The sequence below is a fragment of the Marinomonas polaris DSM 16579 genome (assembly GCF_900129155.1).
In the GTDB taxonomy this organism is placed as follows: Bacteria; Pseudomonadota; Gammaproteobacteria; order Pseudomonadales; family Marinomonadaceae; genus Marinomonas; species Marinomonas polaris.
The window spans coordinates 185180-203781 of record NZ_FQVF01000005.1 but is presented as its reverse complement, the minus strand read 5'-3'; the positions used below and the strand labels follow the sequence as shown (position 1 = coordinate 203781).

Here is an 18602-nt window from a genome sequence, read left to right as displayed (position 1 = left end):
AAAAGCCGAGCAGAATAATGACCCTATCCTTTACAGATACAGCAACACCAATTGATTTTGACAAGGTAACTCACACGTTAAAAGAAGCCGGAATTCCCTCTTTGGCACGAGCCTCTATCCGTGAGCTTGTTGCGCTGGTTAATCGTATTGAATCCGCAACAGGTGAGCAATTCATCCGCATGGAAATGGGGGTTCCTGGCCTGCCTGCACCCAGTGTCGGCATAGAAGCAGAGATCGCAGCGCTGCATCAAGGCGTAGCTTCTAAATACCCAATGCTAGAAGGTATTCCTCAGCTGAAACAGGAAATCAGCCGTTTCTGTTCTTTGTTTATGAATATCAACGTCAGCCCAACAGGTTGCTTTCCAACAGTCGGTTCAGCTCAAGGAGCCTTGGCGGCTTTTTTAGTCGGCAACCGCACGAAAGAGCAAGGCGCTACATTATTTATTGACCCAGGCTTTCCAAATCAAAAACGTCAGCTCGATATGATAGGTCAATCTTGGGGCAGCTTTGATGTGTACAATCATCGTGGCGTAGCACTGAAACCAGAGCTCGAAAAACATCTGTCCTCAGGAAAATACGCCACTTTGCTGTATTCAAACCCAAATAATCCTGCCTGGATTTGTTTCAACGAAGAAGAATTACAGATCATTGCTGATGTAGCTAGACGATACGATGTCATTATCATTGAAGACCTAGCCTATTTTGGTATGGATTACCGCGAAGACTATGCAACACCCGGCCAAGCTCCTTATCAGCCTAGTGTTGCGCATTATACCGATCGGTACATTTTATTGATTTCAAGCTCTAAAGTGTTTAGCTATGCAGGCCAACGAGTAGCAAGTTTGGTCATTTCAGATGCGCTTTACCAACAAGAGTTTGCAACCTTAAAAACTAACTTTGGGCAAACACAGTTCGGCAAAGCCATTACCTTCGGTGCTATGGGAGGTTTATCCGCTGGCGTAACTCATTCGGCACAATATGGCTTAGCCGCAATGTTAAAAGCAGCCAATGACGGGGAATTGCCTTTTTTAAACCTAACTAAGGTTTACGAGAAACGCGCAGCCATCATGAAAAAGCTATTTATCGACCATGGTTTTGAAATGGTTTATGCCGAAGATAACGGCAAGGCCCTGAGCGATGGTTTCTATTTTACTTTCTCTTATCCAGGAATGGATGGTGATAGCTTACTGGAAACTCTGCTGTACCATGGAATTAGCGCCATATCATTGATAAATACAGGTTCAGAAAGAGTAGAAGGCGCTCGCGCTTGTGTTTCTCAGGTAAAAGATGAACAACTGGCGGATCTTGAAACACGATTAAGTGCCTTTCAAGCGCGTTTTAACCCTGCTTAACGCTTTACTCCCATTGCTCGCGATTTTTTCGATTGAAACGGAATTAATCAACTTAAATACCCTTCAATCGACACTATCGCGTTCTTTTTTGAAGCAACACCTTTAATTATCTGGCTAATTCAAGAAAGCAGAGCAAACGCTTCATCTTGGCTTATTACGGTAGCGTATTCGCCATGTAGATTGGCAAGTGACATAGCATGTACTTCATCGGCACTGCGCGATTGACCAAAGAAGTCATCCTTTTCAAAAGCGAAACAAGCACTACTAACCACATAAGTCTTAAAGCCTAAGTTACCAGCACTTCTCACGGTTGATTCCACTGAATTATTCGTGCTGACGCCAACGACGACCAAGGCTTGCGCATCTTGTTCCCGTAGCCAAACATTCAAATCAGAATAGGTAAAAGCGTCTGGAACCGATTTTTCAATGATTTTTTCATCGGCTAATGGCTGAAAGGCGTCTTGAAACAACACACCCTCTTGCTCTGGCCAAAACAAAGATTCGGGCTCTGTCGACAAATGACGTACATGAACAATCGGTGCATGACTGGCTCGCCAATGCGCTAATAACTCAGCAATTTCCTGCTCCGCATTTGGATTATTACGTTCACCAGCTTGTGGCCAAGACATGCCTTGCTGCATATCAATGATCACCAAAACAATCGATTTAGACATTACCCTTCCCTTTGATTTTAGTATTTGTATTTAGACGTCTTTCTTTTGCTGCTCACTGGCTTTTTCATCTTCTCGGCTTTCAAGCGCTAACAATCGCTTTTGCTGATTGCGCAATTTAAAAAAGAAAACCACTAACGCCATGCATAACAGAAAGGTTAGGTTGCCAAGAAAATTCACGCGATATTCTAATGATTTAACGTGGGCCATTTTTGTAGCAAGCGATTGGTAATCACCTAAAGACGCAGTGGACAATTGCAAAATAGCCACGCTTCGCTCTAACTCAAAGACAGTTTGAGTTAGCTTCTGCTGGTCTTCCGAAACATTATTGGCGGCCATAGAAACCGATACAAAGCTTCCAAGAAGCAGACACAACAACAATCGATATAACATAACATTCCCTCTGTATAACACGCACAAAAGCATGAATTATAAATTAGTTACTTGGTATACGTACTCTATCTGCTTCTTCGACTTAATGCTGCCTTCATTCTATAAATAAAAATATCTATTTACGACAAAGTACATTACTCAAAGCAAATAACAAAACAAACAAAAATCCCTGAACTACACTTTTATTTTGCATCGACATAATAAGAACACAAATCAAACATAAGGATGTAACTCCATGCGCACAAATCTAACGACCGCTAACCGACTTTGGCTTTTTGCTATTATTGCTATCCTTGGAGCTGCCTCGATAGGAATAAACGGAGTATTAACTATTTCCTCTAGTGGTAAAACCACCCACAACAACCTTGAGACTATTCAGCTTAAAAGCAATAACTTGCTTGCGATTGAAAATGCAAAAATGAACTTACTTTTGCAAGTAAAAGCCTTTAAAGATGCCTTAATAAGAGGAAATGACCCGCAAAACTATACGAAATATAACGCAGAATTCAAACAACATCGTGAAGCAGTTCATGAAGATCTGGTTGAGGCCAAAGCATTAATGAAGGAACTTAATATAGGATCAGAAAAGATCGATGAACTGGCATTACTTCACAATCAACTGAGTGATAGATATCAATCGGCATTAGATAAATTCGATACAAAAGATAGTAATTCTGGTCAAAAAATAGACTTAATGGTGAAAGGAATTGATCGCCCGGCTTTAGCAGCTATGGATACACTTGTAGAAACATCCGAAAAAGAATACGGCACCTTAATTACAGAGCAAATAGGCTTTCTTGATGAGACAAGCCAAAGCGCGTTAAGCCAATCACTAGTCATTTGCTTTACCATCGTTTTACTGATTATTGTAATGGCACTTTGGATTAATCGTAATGTAATGAGCCAGCTTGGTGGCGATCCGGCCTATGCTGCAGGCATTGTTAAAAGTATTTCAGAAGGTAACCTGACCACTGCAATCACTCTAAAATCAGACGATAAAACTAGCTTGCTCGCTCAAATGCACACCATGCAAATAGCCCTCAGGGGCGTCATAGAACAAATCCGAGATGCTAGTCACTCCCTTGTCAGTTCATCTCAGCAATTAGCGGCCTCATCCCATCAAGTTGCGGTTAGCAGCACTCTACAAAGTGATACTTCAGCTACTATTGCCGCGTCAGTAGAAGAGCTCACTTACGGTATCAGCCAAGTCTCAGGCAGCGCAGATGAAGCTCATCAGTTATCGAGTAATGCTCGTGATGCTTCATCAAGTGGTGCTATACAGATGCAAAAAAACATCACCGACATCAAAAACATTGCTCAATCCATTCAAGAAGCCACTCAGTCCATGCATAAACTGGGATCTCAATCGGAAAAAATCTACAGTGTCATCGGCGTCATCCAAGAAATAGCAGATCAAACCAATTTACTAGCATTAAATGCTGCCATAGAAGCAGCAAGAGCTGGAGAAACAGGACGAGGTTTCGCTGTCGTTGCCGATGAGGTGCGAACGCTTGCTGAAAAAACCGGCAAATCCACCGCAGAGATTTCTGACACTATCAACATGATCCAAAGAGATACCAAAATTGCAATTGGCGTTATGGAAAGTAGCGCAAGCCAAATGCAGCCTGTCATAGACGGTGTCGATGCAACTGGCATTGCCATGCGTGAAATAGAAAATGGCACGAGACAGGTTCTAGACTCGCTAGACCAAATAACCATGATACTAGCAGAACAGAGCAAAGCGAGTAACGAAGTAGCACAAAGTGTCGAGGAAAGTGCTCAGCTTAATAAATCAAATAGTGAAGCGGTCAATGAGGTTTCTACTGCCGCCCATCACCTTAAGGATATTGCGCAAAGCCTAATAATCAGCGTACAGAGATTCTCGATTTAACATGCAATCAGCCAAACATTCTAACCAAGCTCTTTTAGTTGAATGTTTGGCCTCATCTATCTCAAAGTTCCTTAACCTAAGGACTTTAATCTAAGTCTTCTAGTTATTTTTTTGGCTATTTCTATCGCAACCTATATCACACTTTAAAAATCGAAATGCTACGGTTTAACGATTCAGCCTGATCTGCAATAGCCTGGCTCGCCTTAGAGTTCAACGCCACAGATTCTGACGTGTCTTCGGTGATTTCACGTATTGTGTCGACGTTCTTACTAATTTCGTTTGCAGCGATAGTCTGCTGTTCAATCGCGGTTGATACAGAACCCGCCATATCTGAAATTTCTTCTACATCAAGAATAATCTGCTCAAGTACGGTTCCAGTCGTCGCCGCTTCATCGCGACTTAACACACCATCCTGACGGCAATTTTCCATCAGAGCTACAATACCTTTGGTGCGTTCTTGCAAGGTAACAATAATGTCAGAAATCTCTTCCGTCGCGGAATGAGTTCGACTTGCCAAGGCACGTACTTCATCGGCAACAACAGCAAAGCCTCGGCCTTGCTCACCTGCTCTTGCGGCTTCAATAGCGGCATTAAGCGCTAGCAAGTTAGTCTGTTCGGCAATACCTTGGATAACGTTCAAAACAGTTCCAATGCTTTCGCTTTCTTTTGCTAATGCACTGACGGTTTCGACCGAGCCTTCAAGTCTGTCTGAAAGCTGACGAATACGATCAATCGCAGAGTTCACTTTAGACTGCCCTTGTCGTGCATTTTCTTGCGTTGAATGAGCCTTCGCCGCAGCCATTTCCATGCTACGGGAAATATCTTCCACTGTGCCCACCATTTCGGTGACCGATACAGCAACCATATCTGTCTCTGCTCGCTGTTTCTGTGCATCGTCTGAGGTTCTTGCTGCGTTCTGCGACAACTGCATTGTGGTGGTATTCATCTCTTGTACAGTAAGATTTGCATTCGCAATGACACGACTAAAATCCGTCAACATGTCGTTAATACTGGAAGCAACAAAACCAATCTCATCTTTCGCCGGCAAATCGACGCGTAAACCTATATTGTGAGTCGTTTGAATGTCTCGCATCGTCGTTTGGATAGTATTCAATGCCGAATTGATCGTACGATTAATGATCCACGCTACAAATACTCCAACAACAATGATGACGCCACAAAGAATAGTTGTCATCATCATGGCGAAGGATGTTTTAGCTTGAATAACCGACGTTAACTGAGCTTCCAATGAATCGAGCGCGGTTTCGGTTTTATGAATAGACTCACGCATGGCCAGTAGTTTTCCTTCCTTACTGGTCAAACCTAAGGCTTTTTTTCCATCCGCATATTGGTTAAAACCTTTTCTATATTGGTCAGAAAGAGACACTAATAGCTGAACCTTATCCGCTGGCAATGAAGCACTGGGTAAGTTGCTTTCTAACTGGTCTAAGGTTTTATTAAAAGAGGCAATATATTTAGGATTACTGCGCAGCATAAAGTCTTTTTCATGTCGACGAAGCTGCAACATAGTCACCAGTAACGCATCTTGGTTCAGAGCAGATAATTCACTCTCAATATTATGAACCGCTCCACGAAGCTCCCCCTGCAATCCTGTCTCTGGTGTTAGGCCCAATACTTTAGATGCCGTTACAACAGAGGTAAAATCTGTCTGATATTCTTTAAAATCGCCGGTGAGCTCCAGCAAAGTATCAGTATCGATGGCAAAGTCACTCATCACGTTTTCAAGTAATGTTTGATCCGCAAAAAGAGAAGTCATTGTCTCGTTGAATTTTGTTTCATAAGAAAGGTCGAGACGAGCAAGAAAATCTTTCTCATTACGGCGCAAGGTAAGCATATTAACTTGTTGGTGTACTACAAGATTCTTGGCATAGTTCAGCTTTTCTAGATTGCTCTGCGTACTATAAAAAAGCCCTAACATGGCAACGAGCGCCACAACCAATAATACGGTATTTAAAATTAATTTATGTTTAATGAGCACAATTGGCTCCTGTCATTCAAAAAAAAACGATCCCTTACTTACACTAAAATAATTCCATCTATCTATATGATAATTCATAAAAAACAGAAGATCCTCGATTCGCACAATTCAATAATAAACATCACAGGAAATAACAAAGCTAACCAAGGTTTGTTACAGAAAAACATCGCGCATCAAAACCGAGCAAAGGACGCTTTTAGAAAATCCAGCAATAAGCGTAACTTTTTAGACTCCGCTGTTCCTGGCGGAAAGACGGCGTAAACATCAATTCCTGTGCATTTATAATCCGGCAAAATTCTTTCTAAACTGCCATTGGCGATACGAGGTAGCGCGTCGTACATAGGAATTCGCCCTATGCCATTACCGCCTTCTAAAAATATTGTCCTTGCTGCAGCGTTGTTGGTACTAACGCCACCATGAACAGACAAACTAAACGACTTGGAACCTTGGCTAAGATGCACTGTATTTGCTGCCGGTGTATACACAACCCAATCGTGGTCATAAAGTTCCTCGGGTTGAGTTGGTAGGCCACGACGGCGAAAATACTCTGGTGAGCCACATAAACAAGTTTCGAAGGTCTTTAACTTACTGGCTTGCAAACCGGAATCTAATAACGGCGCACCGCGAATCGCCAGATCAACACCGTCTTTGATGATATTGACCACTTCATCGCTTAGGGAAACATTCAATTCAATTAAAGGGTAAAGCCTTCGAAATTCATTAAGCGCCGGCACAATCACCTGCAAGCCCAAATTCACCGGACAAGAGATCTTCAATTTCCCTTCTGGCTCTTGCTTGGCTTTTTCTATCTGTAGGTTCGCTTCATGAGCTTGAAATGCAATGGCTCGGCAACGCTGATAATAAGCTTCGCCCGTTTCGGTCAATGACAAAGAACGAGTAGTACGGTTCAGCAACTTCACTCCAAGCTGCTCTTCTAGCTTTTTCAGGTGATAACTCACTACGCCTCGGGAAATCCCCATGAACTTAGCGGCGGCCGTCAAACTGCCTTGCTCCACCACTTGGGCAAACACCACCATACTTTTTAACTGCTCAAAGGAGACTTCCATAGTGACGACTCTTTTTTTAAGATGAATAGTAATAGATTTTTATTGTATCAATTATTTGACTAATGAAGTCAAAATTCACCCCATTATGCTCATTCGATTAATTAGATAGACTAATCACAAGTTAATAAAACAACTCATTCAAACATTTAGGATTCACTTATGAACAGTCTTATGAGCAGCAAAAAAATTCTAGTCGTTCTAACATCACATTCAGATTTGGGCGACACAGGTCACAAAACAGGTTTTTGGGTAGAAGAATTCGCCGCACCTTATTACGCGTTTCTTGATGCTGGCGCAGAAGTAACTGTCGTTACACCAAAAGGTGGCCAAGCACCAATCGATCCAAACAGCACAGCGCCAGATGCGCAAACCGAAGCAACTGAACGCTTCTACAAAGATCAGGCCGCACAAGATGTTATTACTAACACGCAAAAGCTTAGCGATGTGAAACAAGATGACTTCGATGCCATCTTCTATCCAGGCGGCCACGGTCCACTTTGGGATCTAACTGAAAACGAAGAATCCATTGCCTTGATCGAAAGCTTCATCGCAGCGAATAAGCCAATCTCTTCTGTTTGCCACGCACCAAGCGCTTTCTTGAACATTAAAGATGCAGACGGAGAGTACTTCATCAAGGGTAAAACCGTGACAGGTTTCACTAACAGCGAAGAAGCAGCCGTGCAATTAACAGAAGTTGTGCCTTTCTTGTTAGAAGATGAAATGAAAAAACGCGGTGCAGATTACAAAAACACGGCGGACTGGACACCATTTGCAGTTCAAGACGGTTTGATGATCACAGGTCAAAACCCTGCAAGCTCTGAATTAGTGGCTGAAAAACTATTGGCTCAATTGGCTAAATAAGCGCCAATCACCATAACCACTAAAAAACCCGCCGCAAGGAAACTTGAGGCGGGTTTTCTATTTTGCATGACTAAAAAGTGACTAAATATTATTAACAAGATGCTATAAGGCGTAATCGAAAACGATAATGTCTTCTAAAATCGGCCCTAGTTGTGCTTTTAATACTTCGTGTTCTGGGTGAGGAATGTAGGCATCACGCGCGGCTTCGTCCACAAAGGTCATAAACACACAATGGGTATACTCTTTATTGCGCCCTTCTGGACTATTGTTTAGTCCCCACTCAACCGACTCAATGCCATCAATTTTACTTTTAATCGTCTCAAAATTGGTCAAAGACGTGACAATATCCGCTTCGCTGGCTTGCGCTTTATATTGAATAAACAACACATGACGAATCATAAAGACTCCTGATTAGATAAATGATTTAGCAAAATCATACTCCGCTCTTCCCGCTAAAAAAACGCGAATCGTAAACAATCCTTAAAAGGTCAATTTTGTTCAATACTCAACCACCCTAAAAAACGATAGTAAGCATCTATTTGATAGCTTATTTCTTTCTAGGAACACCTTATGACTCTCTCGTTAATCACGTCTATGTCTTTGTTTGCCTTGGCTGCGTCTTTGTCTCCCGGGCCGGTAAACCTTGTCTCGCTAAGTGGCAGCGCTCGTTATGGAATCAAAACTGGGCTTATTTTTGTGACGGGAGCGACGCTCGGCTTTATTGTGCTGTTTTTACTGATTGGCTTTGGACTGCATTACTTAATTGACCAATTAAGCTGGATCACTCAAGTGCTGCAATGGTTAGGCATCGCTTTTCTACTGTACTTGAGCTATCAGTTATTCACCGACAATGGCGAGCTAAATTCGGATAAGCACAATAACGCGCCAACCTTTATGACGGGTGCCATTATGCAATGGCTCAATCCAAAAGCTTGGCTGGCATCGTTGTCTGGTATTGCGGCCTATATTCCCAATGCGGAAGCGATAGAAGTGATGATTTTTGCGAGCTTATATTTACCAATTTGTTGGCTGTCTTTAGGTATTTGGGTGTGGATAGGAAAAATACTCGGGCAATATTTTCAAAGCCCTGCCAAGATGCGCTTGATGAATAAAACCTTGGCGATATTACTGGCAGGAAGTTGTGTATTGATACTTGTTTAGAAGGTCATAGGTTTAGAAGGCGACAGGCCTAGGAAGAAACCGAGCGCCGATACTGGTCTGGTGTTGCTGCTACTCGCTGCTTAAACACGCGCTGGAAATGTGCTTGATCGCTAAAGCCAATAGTCTGAGCAACGTCTGCAATGGCTTGACCCTGTTTCAACGCTTGCTGACCAAGTTGAACACGACGATTCAAACGATATGCGTGTGGCGTCATATTAAAGTGGCGCTTAAACGCACGTACTAAATAGCCAGTACTGAAACCAAATTCAGTACTGATTTGCTCAATCGAGGTATCGTGCAAACAGTATTGGTGCAAATAATCCGCCACTTGATACAAGTTATTCGTAGGCAACGCAGTGGAGGATTCGGTGTTATTAGCGTCTAATTGAGTGAACAAATCCACCAGCATCGCTTCCAGCCTTTGGCCTTTTTCTGCAGACGAAAGATCGCCTGACATTAAACATTCACACACTTTAACAAATGCCTGATACGTCAGCGCTGACAGCAAAGTATCAGACAAGGTATCTTGCCAATGCTGTGTCTGTCTTATGCCATTAGAAAACAATAAGGACGCCAACCAATCCTTATCTAGATGCATCATGTAATAAGCCCAAGGAGAGTCTTGGCGAGGATTACAAGCATGAACGACATTAGGGTTCATCATCACCAAAGTACCACGTTCAACCGCGTGTAAGCGATCTGCACAGCGGAATTCGCTCTGACCATCAATAATGGCACCAATCGACCATTCTTGATGGGAATGCGGTGCGTAGCTCACGTTTCTACCATCCAATACTTGGCGAAGCTCCACATAAGGAAAAGCCTGATCTCGCCAAAAAAGAGGATGGGTAGAAGGTGTCATCTTGTCGTCCTATTCAATCAGGTAGTTTATGGTAAACAACTTAGGCGAAACTTGTCATCTAAAGTGACAGGCAAAACCAAAGTACTAAATTCTAACGCCAACGACTGCTTACACATAGCATTTCGTTGTGCTTCATCATCCACATAAATTCGACGATATTCCGCATTCAATACAGGCTTACCAGCTTTAATAAAACTTGAATAAGAACGGCATTCGGAAAATTCAAAGCATTGCTCTGTGATTGCAAAATCAAAGTCACTACTCAACGCCCGAGCCTGATCAGGGTCATTTTTCAAACCAATTGCCAAACCTCTGGCGTGGGCTTGCGCGGCTAAAAAGCGATTGTAATCTAATTGGTCATTGGCTCGGAATGAAAAACCTGTATTAGTTCGGTAACTGTCGACGTTATCTGGCTCTATACCATCACATCCTTTTGAGACGGCTAGATCAAGACGACGAATCATGACATCACGCACTTGGCTAGAACGAATATCTAACCAGCGCTCATTGTCCCAACCACTCAAGGTTTTACCCAAATCTTTGGCAGCAAAATCGACTGCGTCAGGCCGCCAATCTTCGTATGAACCGGCTGAAAAATAACAAATGACTTTCTTACCGGACGCTTGCAGACGTTGAATCAGTTCAACAGACGAATCAAATAAATCAATGTCGTATAAATCCACGTCGTAACCTTCGTTTACAACACCATCAAGCTGCCACTGCCAAGTCACGGAAACCGGTGGACGATACCAATCATCCGCCGCATAAAGAGGGGAAAAGAGAGACGACAGCAGCACACACAACATAGAGAATGGAAAAAGTAGAACGCGCATAGTGGACTCCATATGCTCAAAAGGCTAAAAAGCCCGCGACAGGTCTTGCCGCAAGCAACCACTCTACTCTGTTATGAGGTGAAAGGCTCTCAATCTAATGGCTTAGATTCTAGTGGAACAGCTGAGACAGGCATTCTGTGGAAATACTGCCATGACAGATGGATGTGACACCGCCGCTCATGCTGACACGAAAATCATCGTTAATTTCAACATCGATCTGGCCGCCCGGCATCATCACCTTGATAGACGAGTCACATAAACCTAACTTATACGCCACTGCGGCAGCGGCGCAACTGCTACTGCCAGATGCCAAGGTATAACCTGCTCCTCGCTCCCAGATTTCGATCACAATGTGATTACGATCAATGATTTGCATAAATTGCACATTGGTTCGATTAGGAAAGTTGGGATGTGTTTCAATCAAGGGGCCAAATTCTTTTGCCATGATTTCGGTTGGCGACTCGACCAAAATCACGCAATGAGGATTGCCAATGGTGACCGCGCTGTAAATATGATTCAGGCTCATTACATTAAGATTTTCTAACAAGACTTCGCGAGATTCACCCCAAACTGGAATGTCTTGGCTAAGAAAAGACACCTTACCCATTTCCACATCCACTCGCAGTCCATTGTCAGACACTTGTGCTTTGACCACACCACCTTTGGTTTCAATGGTAAAAGGTTTATCTTTCACCAAACCTTGATCCCATAGAGAACGACAAAATATCCGCAAGCCGTTACCGCTTTTCTCCGCTTCGCTGGCATCGGGATTAAATATACGTAAACCAAAGTCTGCGACATTAGAAGAAAATGGACCAATCAACACACCATCTGACGCCACGCCATAATGTTTGTGGCAAATGTTTTTAATGATCAAGGCGGCAGGCTCATCAGGAAACTCATCTGGCGATACAACTAAATACACATTACCTAGCGCATGATACTTACGAAAATCCATTGCCTTATTCCTCTGGTTATTCAATTAACTGATTGGCTAAAGCGTATTTTATCAAGCCTGCAGATGTATGAATATCCAACTTGTTTTTAATATTCTGTCGATGTGTTTCGACTGTTCTCACACTGATATTCAAGGATTGACCAATTTCTTTATTAGATAACCCTGCCGTCAGTGCTTTCAACACAGCCACTTCTCGCTTGGTTAAGTCATCAGACTGTTTGGGTGAAGCCGCCAATGAAAACAGCGAATCAGACGCTCCTGAGCTAAAATACGTGCCACCTTGGCACACGGTATTAATCGCTTGGACTAACTCTTCTGATGACACATCTTTTAAAACATAGCCATTCGCACCTGACTGAATTAATGACAAAATATACTCTTTGTCATTATGCATACTAAGCATCAAAATTTTGACATTGGGCTGCTCTGCTTTAAACCGTTTAGTGGCTTCTAGTCCATTTAATATCGGCATAGAAACATCCATCAGAACCAGATCTGGCTGGGCTTCTTTGGCTTTTTCTAACGCTTCCAAGCCATTAGATGCCGTTGCAATAATGTCGATATTGCCCTCTAGTTCCAAACGAGCTTGCAGCCCATCCAAAACTAACATGTGGTCATCAACTAAGAGAACTCGAATATTTTTTATCATTATTAATCTTCTCTATGTACTAAAAGCGTTGCTCAAGAGGCAACAAAGCATGCACTTTTGTGCCCTTGCCACGTTGTGATTCCAACATAAAATCACCACCAATTAATTCGATTCGTTCACGCATATTGATCAAACCAATCCCTGAAAACAGATCTGATTTTTTCGAGATGCCTTTGCCATCATCCAAACACTCAAACATCACATGTCGATGAGATTGCAAAACTTGCAGTGAAATATTTTTGGCTTGAGCGTGCTTTTCAATATTGGTTAACGACTCTTGAGTTAGACGATAAACTGTAATCTCTATTTCATCAGGTAACTTAGTAGACACATCAAAACGATACGTGACCTGAATTTCAGTGCGTTCCATAAATTGGTCAATCAAGGCTTTAAGCGCCGTATCCAAACCTAAATCATCCAATAAGGTTGGTCGTAAATTATGGGAAATCTGCCGCACCTCACTGATGGTCTGATTAATCAGATCACCCGCTTTCGCCAATTCTTGATGAATCACTTCTTTTTCATGACCACGCTTTAATTTATTTTCCGCTAACTCAATACGAAACTTACAACTTACCAATAATTGATTAATGCCATCGTGAAGTTCACGAGAAAAGCCTCGTCTTTCATTAACTTGCAGACGCATAAAACGTTGAGCCAGCTCTTTTAGTCTTGAGTCCGCCAATTTGTGCTCATGAAGATTAATCGCCAAACCTAACAAAATAACCAAAACTACGGTTACTACAACCACGGCAATCACGGTAAAAAAACTACGCTGAATATTGTCATTCATGGTGGCTTTGGTTTTGGCTAGCTCTGCGTAAATATCATCAAGATACAGTCCGGTGCCCATTATCCAATGCCACCGATCAATGGCGACTACATAGCCCAACTTATCTTCTTGCTTCATTAGTGGCGGCTTTTCCCAAATGTATCTGTGATAACCGCCACCAGCCTGAGCCGCACGAATTAAGCCTTGGATTAAATAGTTTCCAGTGCGATCCTGAAAGTTCCATAAATTTTTACCGACAAAATCCGGCTGAGTTGGATGGACTAAATTTATCCCAGACATTTCATAGGCGAAGAAATAACCGTCATCTTCGTAACTTAATCCTTCCAGAATTTTTTTCACTCTACTTTGTGCTTCAGCATCACCTAACTGGTCATCCTCCAATATTGGACGAATAGCTGACATAGCGATATTAACGTGATTCTTCAACGCTAACTTTTTAGCATTTACTAAATTGAATTCATAAATAGACAGTTCTTGCGAAGCCAACTCGCGAGCAGATTGAAAGCCCAGATAGGTAATGATGGCTGTCGCGACAATTAAAGGCGCAACGGCAAGGAGAATAATTTTACTTTTTAATCCCACGGATAAAGACCTTTTTTATTATTTTATGCTGTCAAGATCACACATTTAACTCATTCTTAGTATTCCTGAAATAGCAAAAAAGCGGGCAATACCCGCTTTTAAACTAAAGTCTAAACTATCTTAGAATCAGTCCATTCCATATAACTCAGGAAAAACCATAATACTGACCAAAACGAGGATCTGGATCAATATAAACGGCATGACGCCTTTATAAATATCCATTGTTCTAATCGAACTGGGCGCAACCCCTTTTAAATAGAATAGACTAAAACCAAACGGCGGGGTTAAAAAGGATGTCTGTAGATTCATCGCAATCAAAATCGCGAACCACACCATATTGATACCCAATGCTTCGGCAACAGGAGCCAAGATAGGCACAATGATAAATGCGATTTCAACAAAGTCGATAAAGAAGCCCAAGATCAAAATGGCAATCATCGCTAAGATAATAAAGCCCCATTTTTCACCAGGAAGATTCAGTAAGACTTCTTCGACAATCGCATCGCCACCCGTGTAACTAAACGCCATAGAGAAGGCGGTAGCGCCCATCAGAATAGCAAATACCATTGCCGTAACTTTTACTGTTTCCAATCCACTGTCGTAGAGCATTTTCCAGCTAAATTGACGATAAATAAGAGCCAATACTATCGCGCCCATGCCACCTAACGCAGAAGACTCGGTTGGTGTCGCAATCCCTGTAAAGATCGAGCCCAACACAATCAACACCAAAGCCAAAGGCGGGATAATCGCTTTTAGTGCGCTACGGATTTGTTGTGCGCGTGTTTCATTATCTAAATCCTGCGGCATAGCTGGCGCTAGCTCAGGTTTTAAAAAGGTAAGGATCAAGATATAAACAATATAACAAACAATTAAAATCATGCCGGGAAACAAAGCAGCATGAAAAAGATCGCCAACAGGAATGCCCAAAACATCCCCCAAGATGATCAAAATAATCGACGGTGGAATGATTTGCCCCAAGGTACCAGAAGCACAAATCGTTCCGCAGGCTAAAGATTTGTTGTAGTTATATTTCAGCATCACAGGCAAAGATATTAGCCCCATTGCCACGACACTCGCACCAACCACACCGGTCGATGCAGCCAATAACGCGCCCACTAGAATAGTAGAAATTGCCAAGCCACCGCGAACGCCACCAAACAGTTTGCCCATGGCTTCTAATAACTGCTCTGCTAGCCTCGTCTTTTGCAACACGATGCCCATAAACACAAACAAAGGCACCGCCATCATCACCGTATTTTCCATGTAGCTTTGAATGCGGAACGGCATGAAAGCGAACATATCAAAACCTTCGGCAAAAACACCGAAGATCAAGGCCACACCACCAAAGGTAAAGGCCACAGGGAACCCCAGTAAAAGCAACACTAGGGCAACAAAGAACATGATTATTCCAATCATAAATAACCTATAAGCTTAAAATGGAGACAAGAATTAATGTTGAATAGGCGGATGTGAAAAACCTTCTTCACTTACGCCGCGCAGCACATTGATGCAGCGAATAATCATTCCTAATCCACTGATTGCCATAGAGAAAAAAGCAACAGGAATAACCGCTTTAATGATCCAACGATAAGGCAAACCACCAGGATCACCACTGGTTTCACCAAGGGAAAAAGCCTCGTAAGAAAAGCCTACACCGTAATAACCAACCAATAAGGTGAAAGGCATTAGAAATACGACACAACCAAACAAATCTATCCAAGCTTTACCGCGAATCGATAAATTTTCATAAATCAAATCCACACGTACATGACCACCATGCTGAATACCGTAAGGTATGCCTAATAAGAAAATCGCAGCATATAAATGCCACTCCAGCTCTTGCATACCGATCGACACATCGTTAAAGGCATAACGCATCAAAACGTCGTAAAAAACGTTAAATAACAGGCCAATAAACAATATGGTAGAAAGAATACCCAGTAGATTCGAAAAACGAGCGATACCCCGTTCTAGGCCGATTAACCACATAACAAACTCCTAGAAAAGACAAAGGGCGAGGTCATACTAAGTACTCACTCACCCTGTCAGAGGTTTTATTGATCTAGACGGTCAACGCTTTCAAGATAAGCGCGATCGGAGATATTCGACCAAACACGTGCTGTTTTCATGTACGCGGCCTGAGAATCGATAATTTCTTTCGCCAATGGATCTTTCGCCGCTTCTTCCGTCAAAAGTTCGTCGTTGGCTTTTTTCATCGCATTCAAAACAGGTTGAGGAAAGGTTTTAACTTGAATATCTGGGTATTCAGATTTCATTGTTGCCCAGTTCACACCACTTTCATGGTAGCTCTGAATATACATATCATAAGCTGACACCTTCATAGCTACGCGCAATATTTCACGAAGATCGTCTGGCAGTTTTTTCCACGTCCGTTCGTTCACAAGGAACTGAAGTTCCGTTGCAGGCTCATGCCAACCTGTGTAGTAGTAAGGCGCAATTTTGTGGAAGCCCATACGCAAATCAAGTGACGGCCCAACCCATTCAAGCGCATCAATCGTGTTACGCTCAAGCGCTGTGTATAACTCGCCTGGTGGAATATTCGTTGGTTTTGCGCCTAGTTTTGCTAAAACTTCACCGGCAAAACCTGGAATACGCATTTTCAGACCTTGTAGGTCCTCAACGGAATTGATCTCTTTTCTGAACCAACCGCCCATCTGTACGCCAGTATTACCACCTGGGAAAGAAAGCAAACCGAATGGTTGATACACTTTTTCCATCAACTTCATACCATCACCATAATAGAACCAGCCGTATTGCTCTGGCGCAGTCATACCAAAAGGCATAGTGGTGAAATAAACAGTATTAGGAACTTTACCTTTCCAGTAATAAGACGCGGAGTGGCCTAGGTCGTATTGGCCAGAACGCACCATATCAAACACACCCAAAGGTGCTTTATGTTTGTTAGCAGAATCGATGGTGATTTTAAGACGGCCACCAGACATTTCTTCTGCAATACGAACCATGTTTCTTGGTGCATCACCAAAGATAGGAAAGTTAGTTGCCCAAGTCTCGGCCATTTTCAATTTGTAGACTTTTTCTGCTGCGAGAGCAGGTAAAGAGAAAGCGCTTAATGCCACTGCGGTTGCAGCAACAAGAGTTGTGAGTTTTAAGGATTTCATTGTTTTTATCATCCTGTAGTCTTATTTTTTATAATTTAAGATCGAGCAGGATTAATAATCGCGCGTACAGAAAGTGCAAACAATTCGTACGAATACCGACTTTATAAAGCGGAAACTACGTACTAGACTCAGTATTAATACGTAGAATTAAACGAAAAACCTTCACCATAAAATTAATTTTCTGCCATTAACTCAACTATATAAGGCTCTATGGCATCAGCAAAAATTTGATATTGGCTAGCGTTGGGGTGTAAAAAATCACTCATAATATTACTGGTTAAGCGACCTTTTTCATCCAGAAAAACGTGATTAATGTCTTGGAAAAATATCTTTTTATCATCTGCATAGCTGCAAATAATCTGATTCACTTCGTTGTTCAACATACGCAGTTTCTGCGTTGGTTTCGCACTACGAGGGAAAATAGCCAAGAGCAGAATTTTTGTCTGCGGTAACTTTTCTGCCAATACAGACAAAATCTGCTTAATACCCAACGCTGTATCTTCAGCTTTGTCCATGCGATGACCTGCGTTATTCGTACCAACTAATAAAACCAATAACTTAGGCTGAATATTATCGACTTCCCCATGGGCAAGTCGCCATAAAACGTTCTCTGTTTTATCACCATTGAATCCTAAATTCAGTGCATGCCTTGGTTGATAAAAAGCCTGCCAAACATCCGCGCCTTCTTTCTCCCAAGCTTGCGTGATGGAATCCCCAAGGAACACCAAATCCACTCGCTCCATGGCATTTTTTTCGGCGAGCTTTTCCTCATGACGAGGCAACCACCAAATGGTTTCTTGTGGCATTGCCTTGATAGATAAAGGTTCTGTAGGTAACTTTTTTGATGCTTTCATCACAAATCACACCCTAGAAAATGCGTTCCCGGAATTGGGTTGTAACTCACCGGATCACAAGGCTCAAAACCCAAACGAACATACAAGCGTCTTGCGGTTTCAAAATCTGCCAATACATCAAGACACATACGTTGATAGCCATTTTCCTTGGCACAAGACATAAGCGCAGTGACTAATTTCTCGCCCAAACGATGACCGCGTTCTGTTGGACGAACATAGACTCGCTTCATTTCGCAAACTTTCACATCAACTCGCCGAAAAGCCCCGCAGCCGACGACCTCGTTATCTTTCCAAATAAGTAAAACCACACCATTAGGAAGCGAGTATTTACCATCTAAAGCAACAAACTCTTGTTCATTCTGCTGATAGTCCAAGCTTACTGGTGCCGACGCGATATACTCACGAAAAATAGCTAACACACTGTCATTGTCTTGCGGAAAATCGGCAGGGCGAATGGAAAACATGTAGTGTCCTTACGTTGAAAACTTGATAAGCAAAATAATACCGACAAAACAACCTGAAAAACAAAACTTAAT

19 protein-coding genes are annotated in these 18602 nt (G+C 42.4%); 4 read left to right on the top strand and 15 right to left on the bottom strand.

All coding sequences use genetic code 11. The annotated features are described in order from the left end of the window. Positions 1-17 precede the first annotated feature (17 nt). Positions 18-1352 (top strand): pyridoxal phosphate-dependent aminotransferase, encoded by a 1335-nt coding sequence (locus BUA59_RS06485; RefSeq protein ID WP_072838904.1) that lies wholly within the window; start codon positions 18-20, stop codon positions 1350-1352. A gap of 119 nt (positions 1353-1471) precedes the next feature. Here BUA59_RS06485 and BUA59_RS06480 read toward each other — a convergent pair whose 3' ends face one another. Beyond that, entirely contained in the window at positions 1472-2026 is a 555-nt protein-coding gene (locus tag BUA59_RS06480) for a cysteine hydrolase family protein (protein WP_072838903.1), read from the bottom strand. Between the two features lie 30 nt (positions 2027-2056). Then, entirely contained in the window at positions 2057-2416 is a 360-nt protein-coding gene (locus tag BUA59_RS06475; protein WP_072838902.1) for a hypothetical protein, read from the bottom strand. A 235-nt stretch (positions 2417-2651) separates the two neighbouring features. On the opposite strand from BUA59_RS06475, the gene BUA59_RS06470 reads away from it, so the two are divergent. Then, the gene (locus BUA59_RS06470; RefSeq protein WP_072838901.1) at positions 2652-4307 is read left to right on the top strand and encodes a methyl-accepting chemotaxis protein; all 1656 of its coding nucleotides are present in this window, start codon (positions 2652-2654) and stop codon (positions 4305-4307) included. Between the two features lie 136 nt (positions 4308-4443). On the opposite strand, the gene BUA59_RS06465 is transcribed toward BUA59_RS06470, so the two are convergent. After that, a complete protein-coding gene (locus BUA59_RS06465) occupies positions 4444-6306 on the bottom strand; it encodes a methyl-accepting chemotaxis protein (RefSeq protein ID WP_072838900.1) in 1863 nt (620 codons plus the stop codon). Positions 6307-6479: 173 nt separating this feature from the next. Continuing rightward, positions 6480-7373, bottom strand: coding sequence for a LysR family transcriptional regulator (locus BUA59_RS06460; RefSeq protein ID WP_072838899.1), 894 nt, complete (start codon positions 7371-7373; stop codon positions 6480-6482). Between the two features lie 159 nt (positions 7374-7532). Between BUA59_RS06460 and BUA59_RS06455 the strand changes: the two genes are divergently transcribed. Beyond that, positions 7533-8234: a type 1 glutamine amidotransferase domain-containing protein gene (locus BUA59_RS06455; protein WP_245813103.1), complete on the top strand. Its 702-nt coding sequence runs from the start codon at positions 7533-7535 to the stop codon at positions 8232-8234. 102 nt (positions 8235-8336) lie between these two features. On the opposite strand, the gene BUA59_RS06450 is transcribed toward BUA59_RS06455, so the two are convergent. After that, on the bottom strand, positions 8337-8633 hold the full coding sequence (locus BUA59_RS06450) for a Dabb family protein (protein WP_072838898.1): 297 nt from the start codon (positions 8631-8633) through the stop codon (positions 8337-8339). A gap of 171 nt (positions 8634-8804) precedes the next feature. Here BUA59_RS06450 and BUA59_RS06445 point away from each other — a divergent pair, with 171 nt between their 5' ends. Next, on the top strand, positions 8805-9395 hold the full coding sequence (locus BUA59_RS06445; protein ID WP_072838897.1) for a LysE family translocator: 591 nt from the start codon (positions 8805-8807) through the stop codon (positions 9393-9395). A gap of 28 nt (positions 9396-9423) precedes the next feature. On the opposite strand, the gene BUA59_RS06440 is transcribed toward BUA59_RS06445, so the two are convergent. The 10 genes from BUA59_RS06440 to BUA59_RS06395 form a co-directional block, all read right to left on the bottom strand. Continuing rightward, the gene (locus BUA59_RS06440) at positions 9424-10257 is read right to left on the bottom strand and encodes an AraC family transcriptional regulator (RefSeq protein WP_072838896.1); all 834 of its coding nucleotides are present in this window, start codon (positions 10255-10257) and stop codon (positions 9424-9426) included. Between the two features lie 26 nt (positions 10258-10283). Then, positions 10284-11090, bottom strand: a complete 807-nt coding sequence (locus BUA59_RS06435) for an endo alpha-1,4 polygalactosaminidase (protein WP_072838895.1) — start codon at positions 11088-11090, stop codon at positions 10284-10286. 109 nt (positions 11091-11199) lie between these two features. Beyond that, the gene (dapF, locus tag BUA59_RS06430) at positions 11200-12048 is read right to left on the bottom strand and encodes a diaminopimelate epimerase (RefSeq protein WP_072838894.1); all 849 of its coding nucleotides are present in this window, start codon (positions 12046-12048) and stop codon (positions 11200-11202) included. Between the two features lie 16 nt (positions 12049-12064). Next, the gene (locus BUA59_RS06425; protein WP_072838893.1) at positions 12065-12697 is read right to left on the bottom strand and encodes a response regulator transcription factor; all 633 of its coding nucleotides are present in this window, start codon (positions 12695-12697) and stop codon (positions 12065-12067) included. A gap of 19 nt (positions 12698-12716) precedes the next feature. Next, complete coding sequence (locus tag BUA59_RS06420; RefSeq protein ID WP_072838892.1) at positions 12717-14072, bottom strand: cache domain-containing protein; 1356 nt, start codon at positions 14070-14072, stop codon at positions 12717-12719. Between the two features lie 126 nt (positions 14073-14198). After that, positions 14199-15488 (bottom strand): TRAP transporter large permease, encoded by a 1290-nt coding sequence (locus BUA59_RS06415; protein WP_072838891.1) that lies wholly within the window; start codon positions 15486-15488, stop codon positions 14199-14201. A 33-nt stretch (positions 15489-15521) separates the two neighbouring features. Next, on the bottom strand, positions 15522-16061 hold the full coding sequence (locus BUA59_RS06410) for a TRAP transporter small permease subunit (RefSeq protein WP_072838890.1): 540 nt from the start codon (positions 16059-16061) through the stop codon (positions 15522-15524). Between the two features lie 65 nt (positions 16062-16126). Beyond that, complete coding sequence (locus BUA59_RS06405) at positions 16127-17212, bottom strand: TRAP transporter substrate-binding protein (protein ID WP_100186651.1); 1086 nt, start codon at positions 17210-17212, stop codon at positions 16127-16129. A gap of 173 nt (positions 17213-17385) precedes the next feature. Continuing rightward, the gene (locus BUA59_RS06400) at positions 17386-18066 is read right to left on the bottom strand and encodes a GDSL-type esterase/lipase family protein (protein ID WP_072838888.1); all 681 of its coding nucleotides are present in this window, start codon (positions 18064-18066) and stop codon (positions 17386-17388) included. Beyond that, positions 18066-18530 carry a GNAT family N-acetyltransferase gene (locus BUA59_RS06395; RefSeq protein WP_072838887.1) on the bottom strand — a complete coding sequence of 155 codons (465 nt, stop codon included), beginning with the start codon at positions 18528-18530 and terminating at the stop codon, positions 18066-18068. Before BUA59_RS06395 ends, BUA59_RS06400 begins: the two co-directional genes overlap by 1 nt. Between the last annotated feature and the right edge of the window lie 72 nt (positions 18531-18602).